The sequence below is a fragment of the Rhodococcus sp. PvR044 genome, from assembly GCF_040548995.1.
GTDB lineage: Bacteria > Actinomycetota > Actinomycetes > Mycobacteriales > Mycobacteriaceae > Rhodococcus_G > Rhodococcus_G oryzae.
In genome coordinates this window covers 1,041,807-1,057,112 of sequence record NZ_JBEPSX010000001.1, presented here as the reverse complement: position 1 = coordinate 1,057,112, position 15,306 = coordinate 1,041,807, and the positions used below count along the sequence as shown (strand labels likewise).

The 15,306-nt window shown below is 69.7% G+C and carries 15 protein-coding genes; 9 read left to right on the top strand and 6 right to left on the bottom strand.

Features of this window, described 5'->3' with window-relative positions:
- The first annotated feature begins 50 nt into the window (after positions 1-50).
- Together ABIC28_RS04825 and mtr are read left to right on the top strand one after the other, a co-directional pair.
- Positions 51-1,049 carry an alpha/beta hydrolase gene (locus ABIC28_RS04825; RefSeq protein ID WP_097212729.1) on the top strand — a complete coding sequence of 333 codons (999 nt, stop codon included), beginning with the start codon at positions 51-53 and terminating at the stop codon, positions 1,047-1,049.
- Positions 1,046-2,419 (top strand): mycothione reductase, encoded by a 1,374-nt coding sequence (gene mtr / locus ABIC28_RS04820; RefSeq protein ID WP_269588201.1) that lies wholly within the window; start codon positions 1,046-1,048, stop codon positions 2,417-2,419. The genes ABIC28_RS04825 and mtr overlap by 4 nt, the downstream gene beginning before the upstream one ends.
- 68 nt (positions 2,420-2,487) lie before the next feature.
- Here mtr and ABIC28_RS04815 read toward each other — a convergent pair whose 3' ends face one another.
- The gene (locus tag ABIC28_RS04815) at positions 2,488-3,054 is read right to left on the bottom strand and encodes a hypothetical protein (protein WP_097212727.1); all 567 of its coding nucleotides are present in this window, start codon (positions 3,052-3,054) and stop codon (positions 2,488-2,490) included.
- A gap of 116 nt (positions 3,055-3,170) precedes the next feature.
- Here ABIC28_RS04815 and ABIC28_RS04810 point away from each other — a divergent pair, with 116 nt between their 5' ends.
- From ABIC28_RS04810 to ABIC28_RS04800, 3 genes are read left to right on the top strand one after another with little or no spacing between them, the layout of a single operon-like run.
- Complete coding sequence (locus tag ABIC28_RS04810) at positions 3,171-3,533, top strand: GntR family transcriptional regulator (RefSeq protein WP_097212726.1); 363 nt, start codon at positions 3,171-3,173, stop codon at positions 3,531-3,533.
- Positions 3,530-4,435: an ABC transporter ATP-binding protein gene (locus ABIC28_RS04805; protein ID WP_269588202.1), complete on the top strand. Its 906-nt coding sequence runs from the start codon at positions 3,530-3,532 to the stop codon at positions 4,433-4,435. The genes ABIC28_RS04810 and ABIC28_RS04805 overlap by 4 nt, the downstream gene beginning before the upstream one ends.
- Positions 4,432-5,181 (top strand): ABC transporter permease, encoded by a 750-nt coding sequence (locus tag ABIC28_RS04800; protein WP_245220891.1) that lies wholly within the window; start codon positions 4,432-4,434, stop codon positions 5,179-5,181. Before ABIC28_RS04805 ends, ABIC28_RS04800 begins: the two co-directional genes overlap by 4 nt.
- 10 nt (positions 5,182-5,191) lie before the next feature.
- On the opposite strand, the gene ABIC28_RS04795 is transcribed toward ABIC28_RS04800, so the two are convergent.
- The 3 genes from ABIC28_RS04795 to ABIC28_RS04785 all read right to left on the bottom strand — a co-directional run bounded on the left by ABIC28_RS04795 (position 5,192) and on the right by ABIC28_RS04785 (position 7,881).
- The gene (locus tag ABIC28_RS04795) at positions 5,192-6,748 is read right to left on the bottom strand and encodes a cobyric acid synthase (protein WP_097212724.1); all 1,557 of its coding nucleotides are present in this window, start codon (positions 6,746-6,748) and stop codon (positions 5,192-5,194) included.
- Positions 6,748-7,605 (bottom strand): type I methionyl aminopeptidase, encoded by an 858-nt coding sequence (gene map, locus ABIC28_RS04790; protein WP_097212723.1) that lies wholly within the window; start codon positions 7,603-7,605, stop codon positions 6,748-6,750. Before map ends, ABIC28_RS04795 begins: the two co-directional genes overlap by 1 nt.
- 87 nt (positions 7,606-7,692) lie before the next feature.
- Positions 7,693-7,881, bottom strand: coding sequence for a ChaB family protein (locus ABIC28_RS04785; RefSeq protein WP_097212804.1), 189 nt, complete (start codon positions 7,879-7,881; stop codon positions 7,693-7,695).
- Between the two features lie 190 nt (positions 7,882-8,071).
- On the opposite strand from ABIC28_RS04785, the gene ABIC28_RS04780 reads away from it, so the two are divergent.
- The 3 genes from ABIC28_RS04780 (at position 8,072) to ABIC28_RS04770 (ending at position 9,985) form a co-directional block, all read left to right on the top strand.
- Complete coding sequence (locus ABIC28_RS04780; protein ID WP_354577751.1) at positions 8,072-8,272, top strand: hypothetical protein; 201 nt, start codon at positions 8,072-8,074, stop codon at positions 8,270-8,272.
- 7 nt (positions 8,273-8,279) lie between these two features.
- Positions 8,280-8,759, top strand: a complete 480-nt coding sequence (locus tag ABIC28_RS04775) for a DUF6328 family protein (RefSeq protein ID WP_097212721.1) — start codon at positions 8,280-8,282, stop codon at positions 8,757-8,759.
- A 131-nt stretch (positions 8,760-8,890) separates the two neighbouring features.
- Entirely contained in the window at positions 8,891-9,985 is a 1,095-nt protein-coding gene (locus ABIC28_RS04770) for a carboxylate-amine ligase (protein WP_354577748.1), read from the top strand.
- Positions 9,986-10,000: 15 nt separating this feature from the next.
- On the opposite strand, the gene ABIC28_RS04765 is transcribed toward ABIC28_RS04770, so the two are convergent.
- Together ABIC28_RS04765 and ABIC28_RS04760 are read right to left on the bottom strand one after the other, a co-directional pair.
- The gene (locus ABIC28_RS04765) at positions 10,001-13,288 is read right to left on the bottom strand and encodes an arabinosyltransferase domain-containing protein (protein WP_502944986.1); all 3,288 of its coding nucleotides are present in this window, start codon (positions 13,286-13,288) and stop codon (positions 10,001-10,003) included.
- A gap of 54 nt (positions 13,289-13,342) precedes the next feature.
- Positions 13,343-14,074, bottom strand: a complete 732-nt coding sequence (locus ABIC28_RS04760) for a GntR family transcriptional regulator (protein ID WP_097212719.1) — start codon at positions 14,072-14,074, stop codon at positions 13,343-13,345.
- A 97-nt stretch (positions 14,075-14,171) separates the two neighbouring features.
- Between ABIC28_RS04760 and ABIC28_RS04755 the strand changes: the two genes are divergently transcribed.
- A complete protein-coding gene (locus ABIC28_RS04755) occupies positions 14,172-15,299 on the top strand; it encodes a TIGR03364 family FAD-dependent oxidoreductase (protein ID WP_354577746.1) in 1,128 nt (375 codons plus the stop codon).
- Positions 15,300-15,306: the final 7 nt, after the last annotated feature.

Here is a 15,306-nt window from a genome sequence, read left to right as displayed (position 1 = left end):
CCAATTGTGCGCCACTGCGGGGGGCATTCCTGCGCATTACATTGTGATCTGTGACTACTTGGGCTCCCGACGTCCTCGGCGACGGATATCAGCAGTTGACCATCCCACTCGGAATCGATCCCGACGGCGAAGGTGAGATCGACGCCACACTCGTCAGGTACCAGCCAGAGGGCGGGATCGACCGCACGCCCGCGCGGGCCGTGCTCTACGTGCACGGGTTCACCGACTACTTCTTCCAGCACCACATGGCCGAACACTTCCACGACCAGGGCTACTCGTTCTTCGCCCTGGACCTGCGCAAATGCGGCCGCTCACTGAAGCAGGGCCAGACCCCGCACTTCGTCACCGACCTCGCCCTCTACGACGAGGAACTGGGCCGCGCGCTGGCACTGGTCCGCGAGCAGATCGGCGGCGGCACCGTCCTGCTGGTGGCGCACTCCACCGGCGGGCTGATCCTGCCGCTGTGGCTCGACCGGCTGAACAAGCGGCCAGGCGGCAGCGCAGGCGCAGGCATCGCCGGGCTGATCCTCAACAGCCCGTGGTTCGACCTGCAGGGCCCGTCGTACCTGCGCAGCGTCGGCACCGTGGCCGTCAAGGCCGTCGGCCGGGTCAAGGACCGGCTCGCCCTCAAGCAGCCGCCGATCGACGTCTATGGGCGCAGCCTGCACGTCGGGACGGGCGGCGAGTGGGACTACAACCTCGAGTGGAAGCCGATGACCGGGTTCCCGGTGACCTTCGGCTGGCTGCGCGCGATCCGCCACGGCCACGCGAAGCTGCACCGCGGGCTCGACGTCGGGGTGCCCTCGCTGATCCTGCGGTCCGAGAAGACGCACTACTCCTCCCGGTACACCGCCAAGTCCGACGAGGCCGACCTGGTGCTGGACGTGAGGCAGATCGCCCGCTGGGCGGGCTGCCTCGGCGACCGCACCACGATCGTGCCGATCGAGGGCGCCCGGCACGACGTCTTCCTCTCCACCGAGGTGCCGCGCAAGCAGGCCTTCGACGAGGTGGACCTGTGGCTGAACTGGCTCCACGGACACGGCGCATGAACCACTTCGACCTCGCGATCATCGGATCCGGTTCCGGCAACACCATTCTCGACGACCGGTACGCCGACATGCAGGTCGCGCTGCTCGAGGACGGCGTCTTCGGCGGCACCTGCCTGAACGTCGGGTGCATCCCGACCAAGATGTTCGTCTACGCCGCCGAGGTCGCCCGCACCATCGAACACTCGAGCAAGTACGGCATCGACTCGCGCATCGACAAGGTGCGCTGGCCCGACATCGTCAGCCGGGTTTTCGACCGGATCGACCCCATCTCGGCGGGCGGAGAGCGCTATCGGCGCGACGAGAGTCCGGGCACCACACTGTTTTCCGGCCACGCCAGGTTCATCGGACCGCGACGCCTGGAGACCGGGACCGGCGAGGTGATCACCGCGGACCAGGTGGTGATCGCGGCCGGATCGCGGCCGATCATCCCCGAGGCGGTGACCCGCAGCGGAGTCCGCTATTACACCAACGACAACATCATGCGGCTGCCGGAACTGCCCGAGCACCTGGTGATCATCGGCAGCGGGTTCATCGCCTCCGAGTTCGCCCACGTCTTCTCGGCATTCGGCAGCAAGGTCACGATCATCGGCCGCGGCAACCGCCTGCTGCGACACCTCGACGGCGACATCTCGGCACATTTCACCGCCCTCGCCCATGAGAAATGGGATGTGAGACTGGGCAATCCGGTGACGACCGTGCGCGGCGGCGACGGCAACGTCGAGGTGGAACTCGCGGATGGCAGCGTGGTCTCGGGCGACACCCTGCTGGTCGCGGTGGGGCGGGCCCCGAACGGCGACCGGCTCGGCGCCGAGACCGCGGGGGTCGACATCGACGACGAGGGACGGGTGCTCGTGGACCGGTTCCAGCGCACCACCGCGGAGGGCGTCTTCGCGCTCGGCGACGTGTCCTCGCCCTATCAGCTCAAGCACGTGGCGAACCACGAGGCCCGGGTGGTGCAGGAGAACCTGCTGCGCAACGCGTGGGCGGACGGCGCGGACCTGGTCCGCACCGATCACCGGTTCGTGCCGGCGGCGGTGTTCACCGACCCGCAGATCGCCGAGGTCGGGCTCACCGAGGAGCAGGCCCGCGATCAGGGCCTCGACATCACGGTGAAGGTGCAGAAGTACTCAGACGTCGCCTACGGCTGGGCGATGGAGGACACCGAGGGCCTGTGCAAGGTGATCGCCGAGCGCGGCACCGGCAGGCTGCTGGGCGCCCACGTCATCGGCGCTCAGGCGCCCACGGTGATCCAGCCGCTGATCCAGGCGATGAGCTTCGGCCTGAGCGCCAAGGACATGGCCAGGGGCCAGTACTGGATCCACCCGGGTCTCCCCGAGGTCGTCGAGAACGCCCTACTGGGCCTCGAGTAGGCGGCTGCGCCGCCCGTGCGCGGTTGACGACTCCCTGGACTCGCTAACCGCGCACGGGCGCGGAGCGCCTACCAGCTGCTGGTACGGAGGACGATCTCGGTGGCCATCTCGGCGGCCGCGCCCTGCGGCACCGAGCCGACGCCGTCGAGCTGGACGACCCGGAAGTCGGAGTAGACGTGCCTGCCGCTGGTGTCGGCCATCGGCCGGCCCAGCGAGTTCCCGATCAGCAGCGTCGTCGGCATTTCCACGGGCGCACAACCGGACTCGCGCACGACACCCTCGAGATCCGGCACAGCAGGGTGCGGGCAGTCCGCCACGACCAGACTGGCGAACCGGCCGAAGGTCTTCGCGGCGAGCAGCCAGGCCAGCGCGGCACCCTCGCGGTTGCCTGCGAGGTTGACCCACGGCAGCTTCAGCGCGTCGAGCAGCGCGATGGCGCTGGTCTCGTCGAGTCCGTCGATCGACTCGGGCACGACCGTGCGCAGGTCGGAGTTGTGCAGTCGCTCGCACACCGCGTCGAACACGGATGCGGACTCCCCTGCACCAGGGAGCAGCAGCACCGTGTGCCTGCTCTCGGGGCCGGCGACGCGAACGGTGTAGGTGCCCTCCCCGACGGGAACTTGCGTCAATTCCATGGCTACGGACGGTACGCCATCGGGCCGCGCCCACGATCGCTTGCACACCGCACCCAAAGGTCTTATGGTTCATTACATGAGTAATGAACCAGTAAGCCTCGCGGGCGGCGGTTCCGGTGAACGACGACGGTAGGCCGCTGTTCCAGCAGATCGCCGAGCTCGTGGAGAACTCCATCATCGACGGATCGCTGCCGGAGGACGGCCAGGTTCCGTCCACGAACGAGCTCGCCGCCTTCCACCGGATCAACCCCGCGACGGCGGCGAAGGGGCTCGGGCAGCTCGTGGCCGAGGGGATTCTCTACAAGAAGCGAGGTATCGGGATGTTCGTCACGGAGGGCGCACGAGACGCGCTGCGATTCCGGCGCCGCGAGCACTTCGTGCGCCAGTACATCGAGCCGCTGATCGCGGAGGCCGACAAGCTCGGCATGTCGATCACCGAACTCAAGTCCATGCTCGACAACCGGGAGGAAAGCAGATGACCGTGACCGCCATCGATGCCGAACCGATCGTGTCGGTTCGCGGCCTCAGCAAGCGGTTCGGCGACGTCACCGCGCTCGACGACGTCTCCCTCACCATCGAGCCCGACAAGATCTACGGCCTGCTCGGCCGGAACGGCGCGGGCAAGACCACGCTGATGCAGATCCTGACCGGACAGGACACCCAGACATCCGGCGACGTGACGGTTCTCGGCGGCACACCCTTCGAGAACGCGCGGGTCCTGCGCAACATCTGCTTCATCAAGGAGAGCCAGACGTACGTCGACGACCTCCGAGTGAAGCACGTGCTCGCCGCCGCCGGGCATCTGATGCCCGGCTGGGACCGCGAGTTCGCCGACCGATTGCTCGACGATTTCCAGCTCCCGCTGTGCCGCAAGGTCAAGAAGCTGTCCAGGGGCATGAAGTCCACGCTCGGCGTGATCATCGGGCTCGCCGCGCGGGCACCGCTCACGCTGTTCGACGAGCCCTATCTGGGCCTCGACGCCGTCGCCCGGCACCTGTTCTACGACCGACTGCTCGCCGACTATGCCGAGCACCCCCGCACGATCGTGCTGTCCACGCACCTCATCGACGAGGTCAGCAACCTGCTCGAGCACGTCATCGTCGTCGACGGCGGGCGGATCATCGTCGATGACGACGCCGACGCGCTGCGCAGGCGGGCAGTGGTCGCGACCGGGCCGGCCGAGACCGTCGACGCGTTCGCGGCGGGCGCCCGGGTGCTGCATCGCGAATCGCTGGGTTCGCAGGCCCGCACCACGGTCGAGCGCACGGCGACCGAGCCCGAGCGCGCCCTGCTGCGCGCGGCGGGTGTCGAGCTCGAACCCGTATCGCTGCAGGACCTCGTCATCGCCACCACCACCGGAGCACGGGAGATCACCGCATGACCACCCAGACCGCAACCACTACGATGACACCGCCGCGCACCGAGCCGGGCTCCGATTCCCGGATCGGCGCCGTCCTCCGCGTGCACACCGTGGCGTGGCCGCTGCTGATCGCCTGGCCTGTCGCCATCCTCGCCTCCTCCTTCCTGATCAGCTACACGATCTACTTCCTGGTCGACAACGATCAGGAAGAGGGTTTCACCGGCAGCGTCTTCTCCGTATACGGGTTCGTGCTGGCGTTCTACCTGCAGGCGATGGCCCAGACCTTCCCCTTCACGCTCGGCATGAGCGTGACTCGTCGCGAGTTCTTCTCCGCCACAGCGCTGTTGGCGCTCGCCCAGTCGGCGGTGTTCGCCGCGGCGCTCTACCTGCTGTCGGTGGTGGAGGCCGCCACCGACGGTTGGGGCGTGTGGATGCGGATGTTCGGCCTGGCCGACTACCTCACCGACAACCCGCTGCTGCAGTTCCTGACCATCTTCTCGACGCTGCTGCTGACCACGGCGATCGCGATTGCCGCCGGCGCGATCTACCAGCGCTGGCGGGCAACGGGACTACTGGCCGCCGGAGTCGGGGTCCTCGGCCTCGGTGGTATCGCCGCGATCCTGATCACCTGGGCGCGGTGGTGGCCCGCGGTGGGCGACTGGTTCGCCGACTCGCCGCGGGCCCTGCCGCTGGTGGCGCTGCCCCTGACCGGCACCGCGATCGCGATGGCGGTCGCCTGGCTTGCGCTGCGTCGGGCGACCCCGTGACGTCCCGCGATCAGCGAACGGGGTCCACCACCGCGCGGCCGTGCGTGACCACCGGAAGATCCCGCGGCGCACCGCCGTTGATGATTTCCTCGATCGCGTCCACGTCGAGGTGCCGCTCCACCAGGTCGGCCAGCAGGTCCAGCTGCGCGGTCCGCTCCGCCGCCACCGAGGTGTCGGGCGCGACCGTGAACGGCCGCCCGGTGACGGCCGCGACCCGGGTCAGGAACCCGCGACGGAACTCGTCCGACTCGAGCAGACCGTGCCAGTGGGTGCCGAACACCTGCCCACGGACGCTGCCCTCCGGCTCGCCGTCCGCGCCGAGCAGCAGCGGCGGGTCTGCGTTGCGGACGACCCGCCCGTGGTGGATCTCGTAGCCGGACACCGCAACCGAGTCGGCGGTCCCGGTGACCTGCCGCAGCACCTTCTCGGGCGCGAACTCGATCTCCATGTCCAGCAGACCCAACCCGTCCACCGTCCCCGCGCCCGATTCGACGTCGTCGACGATGGTGCGCCCGAGCATCTGGTACCCGCCGCAGATGCCGAGGGTCGGCAGCCCAGCCGCGGCCCGCGCGTCCAGCGCGTCCGCGATCCCGCTCGAGCGCAACCAGGCCAGGTCCGAGACGGTGGACTTGCTGCCGGGGATCACCACCAGGTCGGCATCCTGCAGCCGCGACGGCTCGCCGACCCAGTGCACCGAGACGCCGGGTTCGCAGGCCAGGGCCTCCACGTCGGTCGCGTTGGACACCCGCGGCAGTCGCACCGCGGCCACCCGCAGCCACCCCTGACCCGCCGGCGCGGCGGGCCTGCCTACCGGGGCGTCCACGACCGTGGACAGCGAGTCCTCGGCGTCGATCCAGAGTCCCTCGGCGAACGGCACCACGCCGAGGGTGGGGCGTCCGGTCATCTCCCGCAGCTGGACCAGGCCGGGCTCCAGCAGACCCACATCGCCGCGGAACTTGTTGATCACGAAACCGGCGATCAGTGCCTGGTCCTCGGGTGAGAGCACGGCGAGGGTGCCGAACAGGTGCGCCAGCACGCCCCCGCGGTCGATGTCCCCGACCACGATCACCGGGAGCGAAGCCGCCCGCGCCAGCCCCATGTTCGCCAGGTCCGTCGCACGCAGGTTGATCTCCGCGGGCGATCCGGCGCCCTCGCAGATCACCACGTCGAATTCCGCTCGCAGCGAAGACAACTCGTCGGCGACGACGCCCCGGAGCCACTCCCGATGCTCGATGTAGTCGCGGGCCCCCACGTTGGTCACCGCCCGACCGCGGACCACCAGCTGCGAGGTCCGGTCGCTGCCCGGCTTGAGCAGCACCGGGTTGAAGCGCACGCTCGGCTCGAGCCCGCAGGCCCGCGCCTGCAGTGCCTGCGCCCGCCCGATCTCGCCGCCGTCGAGGGTGACGACCGAGTTGTTGGACATGTTCTGCGCCTTGAACGGCGCGACCGACACCCCGCGCCGGGCCAGCATCCGGCACAACCCGGCGACCAGCACGCTCTTGCCCGCGTCGGAGGTCGTTCCGGCGACGAGCAGCGCACCCTTCACGACCGGGGCGGGCCCCGACATCATGGCAGCGTGAGAATTTCCGCGCCCGTGTCGGTGACGACGATGGTGTGCTCGAACTGGGCCGTCCACTTGCGGTCCTTGGTGACGACGGTCCAGCCGTCGTCCCAGATGTCGTAGTCGACGGTGCCGAGGTTGATCATCGGCTCGATGGTGAACACCATGCCCGGTTCGATGACGGTGTCCACGTTCGGCTGGTCGTAGTGCAGGATGACCAACCCGTTGTGGAAGGTCTCGCCGATGCCGTGGCCGGTGAAGTCCCGCACCACGCCGTAGCCGAAGCGGTTGGCGTAGGCCTCGATGACCCGCCCGATGACGTTGAGCTCGCGGCCGGGCTTGACCGCCTTGATGGCGCGCATCGTCGCCTCGTGGGTGCGCTCGACGAGCAGGCGGTTCTCCTCGGACACGTCACCGGCCAGGAAGGTGGCGTTGGTGTCGCCGTGCACCCCGCCGATGTACGCGGTCACGTCGATGTTGACGATGTCGCCGTCCTGGATCACCGTCGAGTCGGGGATGCCGTGGCAGATGACCTCGTTCAGCGAGGTGCAGCAGGACTTGGGGAAGTCCTTGTAGCCCAGCGTGGACGGGTAGGCGCCGTGGTCGATCATGTACTCGTGCGCGATCCGGTCGAGCGCGTCGGTGGTGACGCCCGGCGCGACCGCCTTGCCCGCCTCCTGCAGGGCCTGCGCGGCGATCTTGCTCGCCACCCGCATGGCCTCGATGGTCTCCTGCGTCTGCACCCACGGCTCGTTGCCCTCGTTGACGGTCGGCTTCCACGCATACTCCGGCCGCTCGATATTGGCGGGGACGGCGAGCGTCGCGGAGACGGTTCCGGGGCTGAGCTGGGTGCGAACTGGCATACGGACAAGGGTAGACGCACCGCGTGGGCACACCGTCAGACCCACCGCGTCGCGTCCTGCCGCGGCGCGGACCATGTCGTACCGAGGTCACCCCTGCTTGGGCACCCAGTGATCGACCTCCAACTCGAAATCGTGTTTGAGCTCGCCGTACGCCGCGCGAAGGGCGTCTTCGCCCTCCCCGTATCGCTTGATGGCCGTGTCGCGTGCCTCCGCGAAGACCACCTGCGCCTCCTTGGACGATCGCCGCACTGTCTGTGGGAGCTCGGTCCGGTTCACCGCTGCCCCTCCTCCGTCGGTCGAGGCCGTCATTTCTTGCCCCTCGATTGTCCGCCCGTCGACACCTCAGCGAAAGCGCCGGTCCGAACTACACAGGTCGACTGACACGCCCGGGGAATCCCCACGCTGTCGCCGCCAGGTGGTACCAACGGAGGCAGGATGCCGATCGCCCCGACCCGGAGGTAGCACCATGGCCTGCGCCGCGTGTGCCGACAGTCTCGACCACTGTCACGGAACCCTGATCGTGCACCGGACCGACCCCGCCGAGTGCACCGAAGACCAGTGCGCTGACCTGACCGCGATGCGGCACCCGCTGGTGCTGGACTGCGGCGACGTCCCGCTCGGCTGCCGCTGCGCGGATTCGGCCGGGCAGTCGTCGCGCGCGTCGTAGGTATCCGATGACCATCGACCCCGTCGCCGGCGACGACGGCAGACACGAGACCGAGACCGAGCGCCTCGACCGCAACTGGGCGAGCATCCTGCAAGAGTTGCGGGTGACGCAGACCGGTGTCCAACTGCTGACCGGCTTCCTGCTGATCCTGCCGTTCCAGGAGCGGTTCGCGGAGCTGTCGACCTACGAACGGGGCGTCTACCTCGCCACCGTGTTCTTCTCGATCGCCGCCACCGTGCTGTTGATCGCCCCCGTGGGGTTCCACCGGATCCTGTTCCGCAGACGGAAGCTGGACACCATCGTCTCGACGGCGCACCGCCTCGAACTCAGCGGGCTGGTGATGCTGGGACTCGCCCTCACCGGCGTGGTGATGCTGATCGCCGGAACCGTCGTCAACTCGGTCGTCGGGGCCGTTGCCGCCGGCTGCACGGCCATGGCGTTCGCCTACTTCTGGATCGTCCTCCCGCTCACCTACCGACGCGACTGACCCTTTCGGCGGTGTTCGGCTAGTGCTTGAATTGAGCTGAAGTCAGGACCTTTCCGATTCCACGGATCCGAGATGGTATTGATGCCCGAAGTTGGGCGTTCCCCCGCATGAATCACCCCGTGTGCCCGTCCATGGGTGTGGAAGAGGAATTCCTGCTGGTCGACCCGGACACGGGTCTCCCGCAGATGCGGAACTCGGCGGTGATCTCCAGCGCCACCGAACTCGGGGTGTCGCTCCAACTCGAGCTCTCGCAGTGCCAGATCGAAACCAATTCCCCGGTGTGCTGGGACAGCAACGGGCTGCGCACCCACCTGCTCGAGGCCCGCAGGCTCGCGGCCGCCGCGGCCGCCCGCAACGGCAGCAGGCTGCTCGCAACAGGCACGCCGCCCGCGGGTCCCGCCCGGATGCCGGTGAGCGACTGTGACCGCTACCGCGCCATGGCGAAGCGGTTCGGCACCCTCGCCCTGGAACAGGGCATCTGCGGCTGCCACGTGCACGTCGACGTGCCCGACCGGGAGAGCAGGGTGCAGGTCTGCAACCAGGTTCGGCCCTGGCTCCCGACGCTGCTGGCGCTGAGCGCCAACTCGCCGCTGCACCGGGGGATCGACAGCGGCTTCGCGAGCTGGCGGACGATCCTGTGGTCGAGGTGGCCGGTTTCCGGCCCGCCGCCGTACTTCGAGTCGGCCGATGCGTACGACGAACTGGTCGCGATGCTGGTCGACTGCGACTGCCTCCTGGACGAGCGCATGGTCTATTGGGACATCCGCCCCTCCTCCCACCTGCCCACCGTCGAGGTCCGGGTCTGCGACGTGATGCCCACCGTGGACCAGACGGTGCTGATCGCGACGCTGGTGCGGGCCCTGGTCATGACGGCGGTGTCTGCCGTCGAGCGGGGGGACGACCCGCCCGACGTCGAGCTGGCGACGCTCCGGATCGCCAACTGGATGGCCGCCCGAGACGGCCTGTCCGGTCTCGGCCTCGACCCGCGAACGGCGCAGCCCGTCCCCTGCACGCGCCGGGTCGAGCTCCTGCTCGACCACGTGCGGGATGCGCTCGACGAGCTCGGGGAGGGCCGCCGTGTCGAGGCGGCCCTCAGGTGTGAGCTCGAGCGGGGCAATGGCGCGATCTGGCAGCGAAACGCGTTCGCGAACAGCCGCAGCATCGGCGAGGTGGTGCGGTCCGCGACGGAACGGACCCTCGAGCACTGCGAGCCCCTACCGGCGTAGTCGCGCCCGCAGGCGTCAGAACGTGGTGTTGATCGGTCCCGGGGTCCACAGCCCGGATCGCGGCCTGGTCGTGACGTCGAGGGTCGCGGGATCGGCCGTCGGGTCGAGCGACGTGAACTGCTCGATCTCGCCCCAGTCCCGACCCCAGTCCTGATCCAGATATGACGGGATGGTCCTGGCGGCCAGCAGCATCTGCGTCCAGCCGAGCGGTCCGCCGCCGAAGTGGTCCTGCCACAGGTTCGTCGTCATGGCGCCGATCCGGTCCGGGAGGATGCGGTACTCGGGGACCTCGGCCACGCCGTCGCGATGGTCGAACGGTCGCTGACACGGGAACGCCAGCCCGACCGACCAGTCGACCAGCACGGGTGTCTGCGACCCCACCACCGAGTTGAGCGTCTGCGTCTGCGGTACCCGCGGCGGGGTCACCGCGAGCCACTGCTTGGGATCCCGGTCGTTGTCGGACGCGACGATCCGGACCACGTCGGCCTCGGCGGGCAGCGCGTCGAGCGGGACCCGGAGGTTGCGCCAGGACGGCGCGGGACCGGGGTCGAGCGGGGCCACCGTGCCGAGGGCGACCGCCGCGCCGTCGCCCTGTCCCCTGCCGTACTCGAGCTCGAGATCCTGCCCTTCGGTGACGATTCCGTCGGCGTCGACGGATCGGATCCGGCCGGCGGCGGCGATCGAGATGAGGTCACCCCGCGAACCGTCGGAGCCGACGGGCGGGAGCCGGTACCAGCCGGTCGTCAATGTGGCGACGCCGCCGGCCAGGTGACTGCCGAGCACCGGGGTGGTCGCCGGATCGAGGCCATACGGCAGGGCCACCGCGCTGCCGTTGAGGCCGACCCGTCCGGCCCCGCCCGCCGTGCCCGCCGCGTTGCCCGACTTCGCCTGGTTGTCGTTCGAATCGACCGAGTTCGCCGTGACCGAATCCGACGATTCCTTGTCGGCGCTCAGGTCGGCGGCGACACCGTTCGGCTCGAAGCCGACCGTGCCCGGTCCGGCCAGGCCGGTCGCGGAGCCACCCGAGAGCGGTTGCAGCATGGAGGCATTCGGGTCGGTCTCGAGCAAGACGTCGTTGGCGAGACCGCAGACCTGGCCGCCGAGCGCGTTGAAGTTCGCACGGCCGACGGAGTACGCCGGGTACTGCGCGACGGCGCCCTTGGCGAGCGAGAGGACCTCGAAGAGCACCATCGCCGCCGCGGCGACGGTGAGCGGAGGAATAGCCCAGAGCCGACTGGTCCGCCCCGAACCGTTGCCGGCGTGCGGCTCTCGGACGTGACACCAGACCGCGACGAGCAGCATCGCCATCGTGGCGCCGAGCAGCATGGTGCCCGCGCCCAGCCCTCCGATGGAGACCGGCTTGTCCCACCACGGCACGCTGTAGCTCGAGACGTACCACCAGCCGTTGCTGCCGGTGAACGACATGGCGAGCACGAACAGCACGGCCGCGGCGAACAGCGCACGGTTGCGAGGCGACCGCAGGACGTGGACGCTCACGGCGACCGTGGTCAGCACGGCGACCGCCCCGGCCAGTCCCGCGTAGATCCCCAGGTGGTGCGTCCACTTCGTCGGGGTGAACATCATCAGCACCATGGCGCCGAGGGTGATCCCGAGGATCCGGCGCGCCGGTCCGGCGGCGGTACCGGGGATGCGGCCACCCTTGCGGAGCATCGCCAGGATGCTCACGGCGACGCCGAGAATCATGATGAAGATGCCGAACCGCCGCGCGAGCGATCCGTCGGGCGAGATGTTCAGCAGCCACTGGTAACGCAGGTACTCGTCGAACCACTTCTCGTTGGGCCCCGCGACCTCGTGCACGCGCTGCATCTCGAAGACCGCCGCCAACGTCTGGTCCGCGAAGATCACCGCCAGGATCGCGGTGCCCGACGCGAGGAGCGGCAGCAGCAGCGCGAGATATCCGACCTCCTTCGCGCGCGCGACGACGACCTGGCCGATGGGGCGCAGTCCGGCGATCAGCGCGGCGAAGCAGATGATCCCCGAGGGGCCGACCGAGAGGGTCATGGCGGCGACCAGGATCGCGCCCGCGGCGGGGAGCAGCCGTCGGGTGGCGATGGCGCGCTCGACCGAGCACCAGGTCAGCAGCACGCCCGCCGCGACGATCGGTTCGGGGCGCAGCCCGTTGTTGTACGGGAGCCAGACGGCGAGGAAGACCAGACCGCCGGTCCACAGGGCCAGCCGGTTGGCCCGCGCCGCCGCGCCGAGGCGCGGCACCACCTCACGGCTGAGCACCAGCCAGGTCACGATGCCCGCGATCAGCGCGGGCAGCCGGACGAAGGGGCTCGCGGGCGTGATGTGGGCGAGCAGCCCGAACACCTCGTAATACGGCGTCCCGAAGGGTGTTTCGGGCACCCCGTAGTACCGGAAGTAGTTCGCCATGTAGCCGGCCCGCTCGGCGGCGCGGGCCATCGTGAACTGATAGCCGTCGTCCGAAGTGGTCGCGCCGATGAAGTGCCACAGAACCAGGGTGCCGATGATCACGGCGTCCACCACGCCGAACTTCCACCAGCGTGCGGGCAGGAACCTGCGCGAGCGCCTGCCGTCGACGCGGTCGAGGCGGTGCAGGGCGAGGAGGGAGGCGAGCATCGCCAGCACGCCGACGACCATCGCGATCAGCTTGAGCGTCGACGGCGTCGAGGTGAAGCGCGAGTCGAGTTCCGCGGTGACCTGGAGGCCGGCGGGCGCCGCACCGTCCAGATCGGTGAACACCCCGACCATCTGGGGACGGAGGTCGCCCTCGTGCACGGTCGGCGCGATCCCGGAACCGGTGATCTCGGCGGTGGTCCTCGTCGCGTCGGAGGACACCGCGATCGCGCAGTCGCCGCCCGCGAGCCGGTCGAGCGGCGCGGACAGCAACACCGTGTCGCGCAGGACCACCTCGATGCGGCCGGGATCATCCGCGCCCGCGGGCGTGACCTTGGCCACGAGGCCGTAGCGCTCGGCGTCGGGGGCACCGTTCGGGGCAGTGGCGACGAGGGTGCCGCCCTGCCCCACCAGCGGGCCGATGGCCGTGCAGGGGATCGCGACGTCGAGGCTCACCGGCGAGTACGAGACGAGCGGCGCCGAGACGCTGCGCGCCAGGTCCTGCTGCGGCCATGAGAGCACCGTCTCGTCCGTCACGACGGGCAGCAGCGGCACCGACAGGGTGAGGAGCATGCCGATCAGGCCCGTGACGATCGCGGTCCAGCGGGCGCCGCGGAGCGAGGACTTCCCGTGCGCCTCGTGGGGAGGGATCTCCGGACCGTTTGCCGATGCGGGTCTCGTCGCCACGATGCTGTCAACCACGGGTTCGGATGCTAACCGCAATCAACTCATGAGTGAAACGAACGACTCCCGCGCTCACTCCCGCAGCGTGGCGAGGAATGCGACGCGATCGCCGCGATAGAGCGAGCGGACCCGCTCGATCGGCACACCCGCTGTGTCCAGGGAGATCCGGTTCAGCAACAGCATCGGCATCGCGGTCGTCGAGTCGAGCAGGGCGGCCTCGCGCGGCGACGCCAGCACCGTCTCGATCCGTTCGGTGGCCGAGTCGAAGGTCACCCCTGTGGCGCGGATCGCGGCGTACAACGAGGTGCCCGGGTCGAACGTCCGTGCCATCGAGGCGAATCGGCCGGCAGGCAGGTACGTACTCTCGAGCCCGATCTTCTGCCCGTCCGCGAGCAGCACCCGCTCGAGATGGATCACGGCGGCCCCGGCGGACAGCCCGAGGTCAGCGGCGAGCTCGGAATCGGCCCGCTCGTTCGTGAAGGTGACCAACTCCCTGCCGGGCACCCGGCCCTGGCTGACCGCGCCCTCCGTGTACGAACAGAGCGAGAGCGGCTGGGTGAGTTTGGGGCTGGCGACGACGGTGCCGCGGCCGCGCCGCTGGATCCTGCCCTCCACCAGCAGCTCGTGCACTGCCTGGCGCACCGTCTCCCTGGACACCTCGAAGCGCACCGCGAGGTCACGCTCCGCGGGCACGGGATCGCCCTCGTCGAGATCGTCGATGATGGTCGCCAGTTCGGTGCGCACCCGGTAGTACTTGGGCGCAGACCCCCCCACCTCGCCCGATCCGATCCCCTTGTCGTTCATGCAGGTCAGCGTACCTCAAATTGGTCTATACCAATTGTTCATCCGGCGTTCTCCCCACCATCACCAGATGGTCTAGACCAAAATGCATGCTCTCGCCATGCGAATTCTGATTGTGGGCGGAGGCATCCTCGGCACGGCCCACGCCGACGAGGCGATCCGCCGCGGACACGACGTGGTCCAGCTCGAGCGCGAGACCGAGGCCCGCGGCGCGACCGTGCGCAACTTCGGCCTGGTGTGGGTCTCCGGCCGCGCCGAACACGAGCTCGACGCGGCCCTGCGCTCGCGCCAACTGTGGGAGGACCTCGCCGTCCGCGTCCCGGCGATCGGGTTCCGCGCGGCCGGCTCGATGACGCTGCTGCGCACTCCCGCGGAGGTCGCGGTCGCCGAGGAGGCGATGACCCGCCCCGACGCCGAGGCCCGCGGCTTCGCGCTGCTCGACCCCGAGCAGGTGCTCGCCGTCAACCCCGCCCTCCGGGGAGAGTTCCTCGCCGGGCTGCACTGCGGCCGCGACGGCGCCGTCGAGTCCCGCGTGGCCCTGCCCGCGATCCGCCGCCACCTCGAGGAGAGCGGCCGCTACACCTTCCACGCAGGCACCGAGGCCCGCGAGGTGACCTCCGACGGTGCAGGCGTGCACATCCGCGACGACCACGGGCGCGTGTTCGACGCCGACCTGGCCATCATCTGCCCCGGCGCGACGCTCGGCGGCCTGGCCCGGGACCTGGCCGGGGAGCTGCCCCTGCGCCGGGTCCGGCTGCAGATGATGCAGACCGCCCCGCTCGGGGAGGAGCTGACCACGGCCATCGCCGACGGCGACAGCCTGCGGTACTACCCGGGTTTCGCGGGCGGCGCCCTCGAGAACCTCAGGACCGTCCAGCCGCAGTCCCCGACCGCGGAGGCGCACCGCATGCAGCTGCTCTGCGTGCAGCGCCTGCACGGCGGACTGACCATCGGCGACACCCACGAGTACGACGAGCCGTTCGACTTCGACGTCGACGAGGCGCCGTACGAGCACCTGACCGGGGTCGTCGAGGAGCTGCTCGGCCGCAGGCTGCCCGCGATCGTCAAGCGCTGGGCGGGCGTCTACAGCCAGTGCCTCGACCCCGGCGAGCTCGTGCACCGCGGCAGCCCCGCGGACAACGTCTGGGTGGTGGCCGGCCCCGGCGGTCGCGGCATGACCCTCGGCCCCGCCCTCGCCGAACAGACCGCCGACCAGCTCGGCCTCTGAATCACCG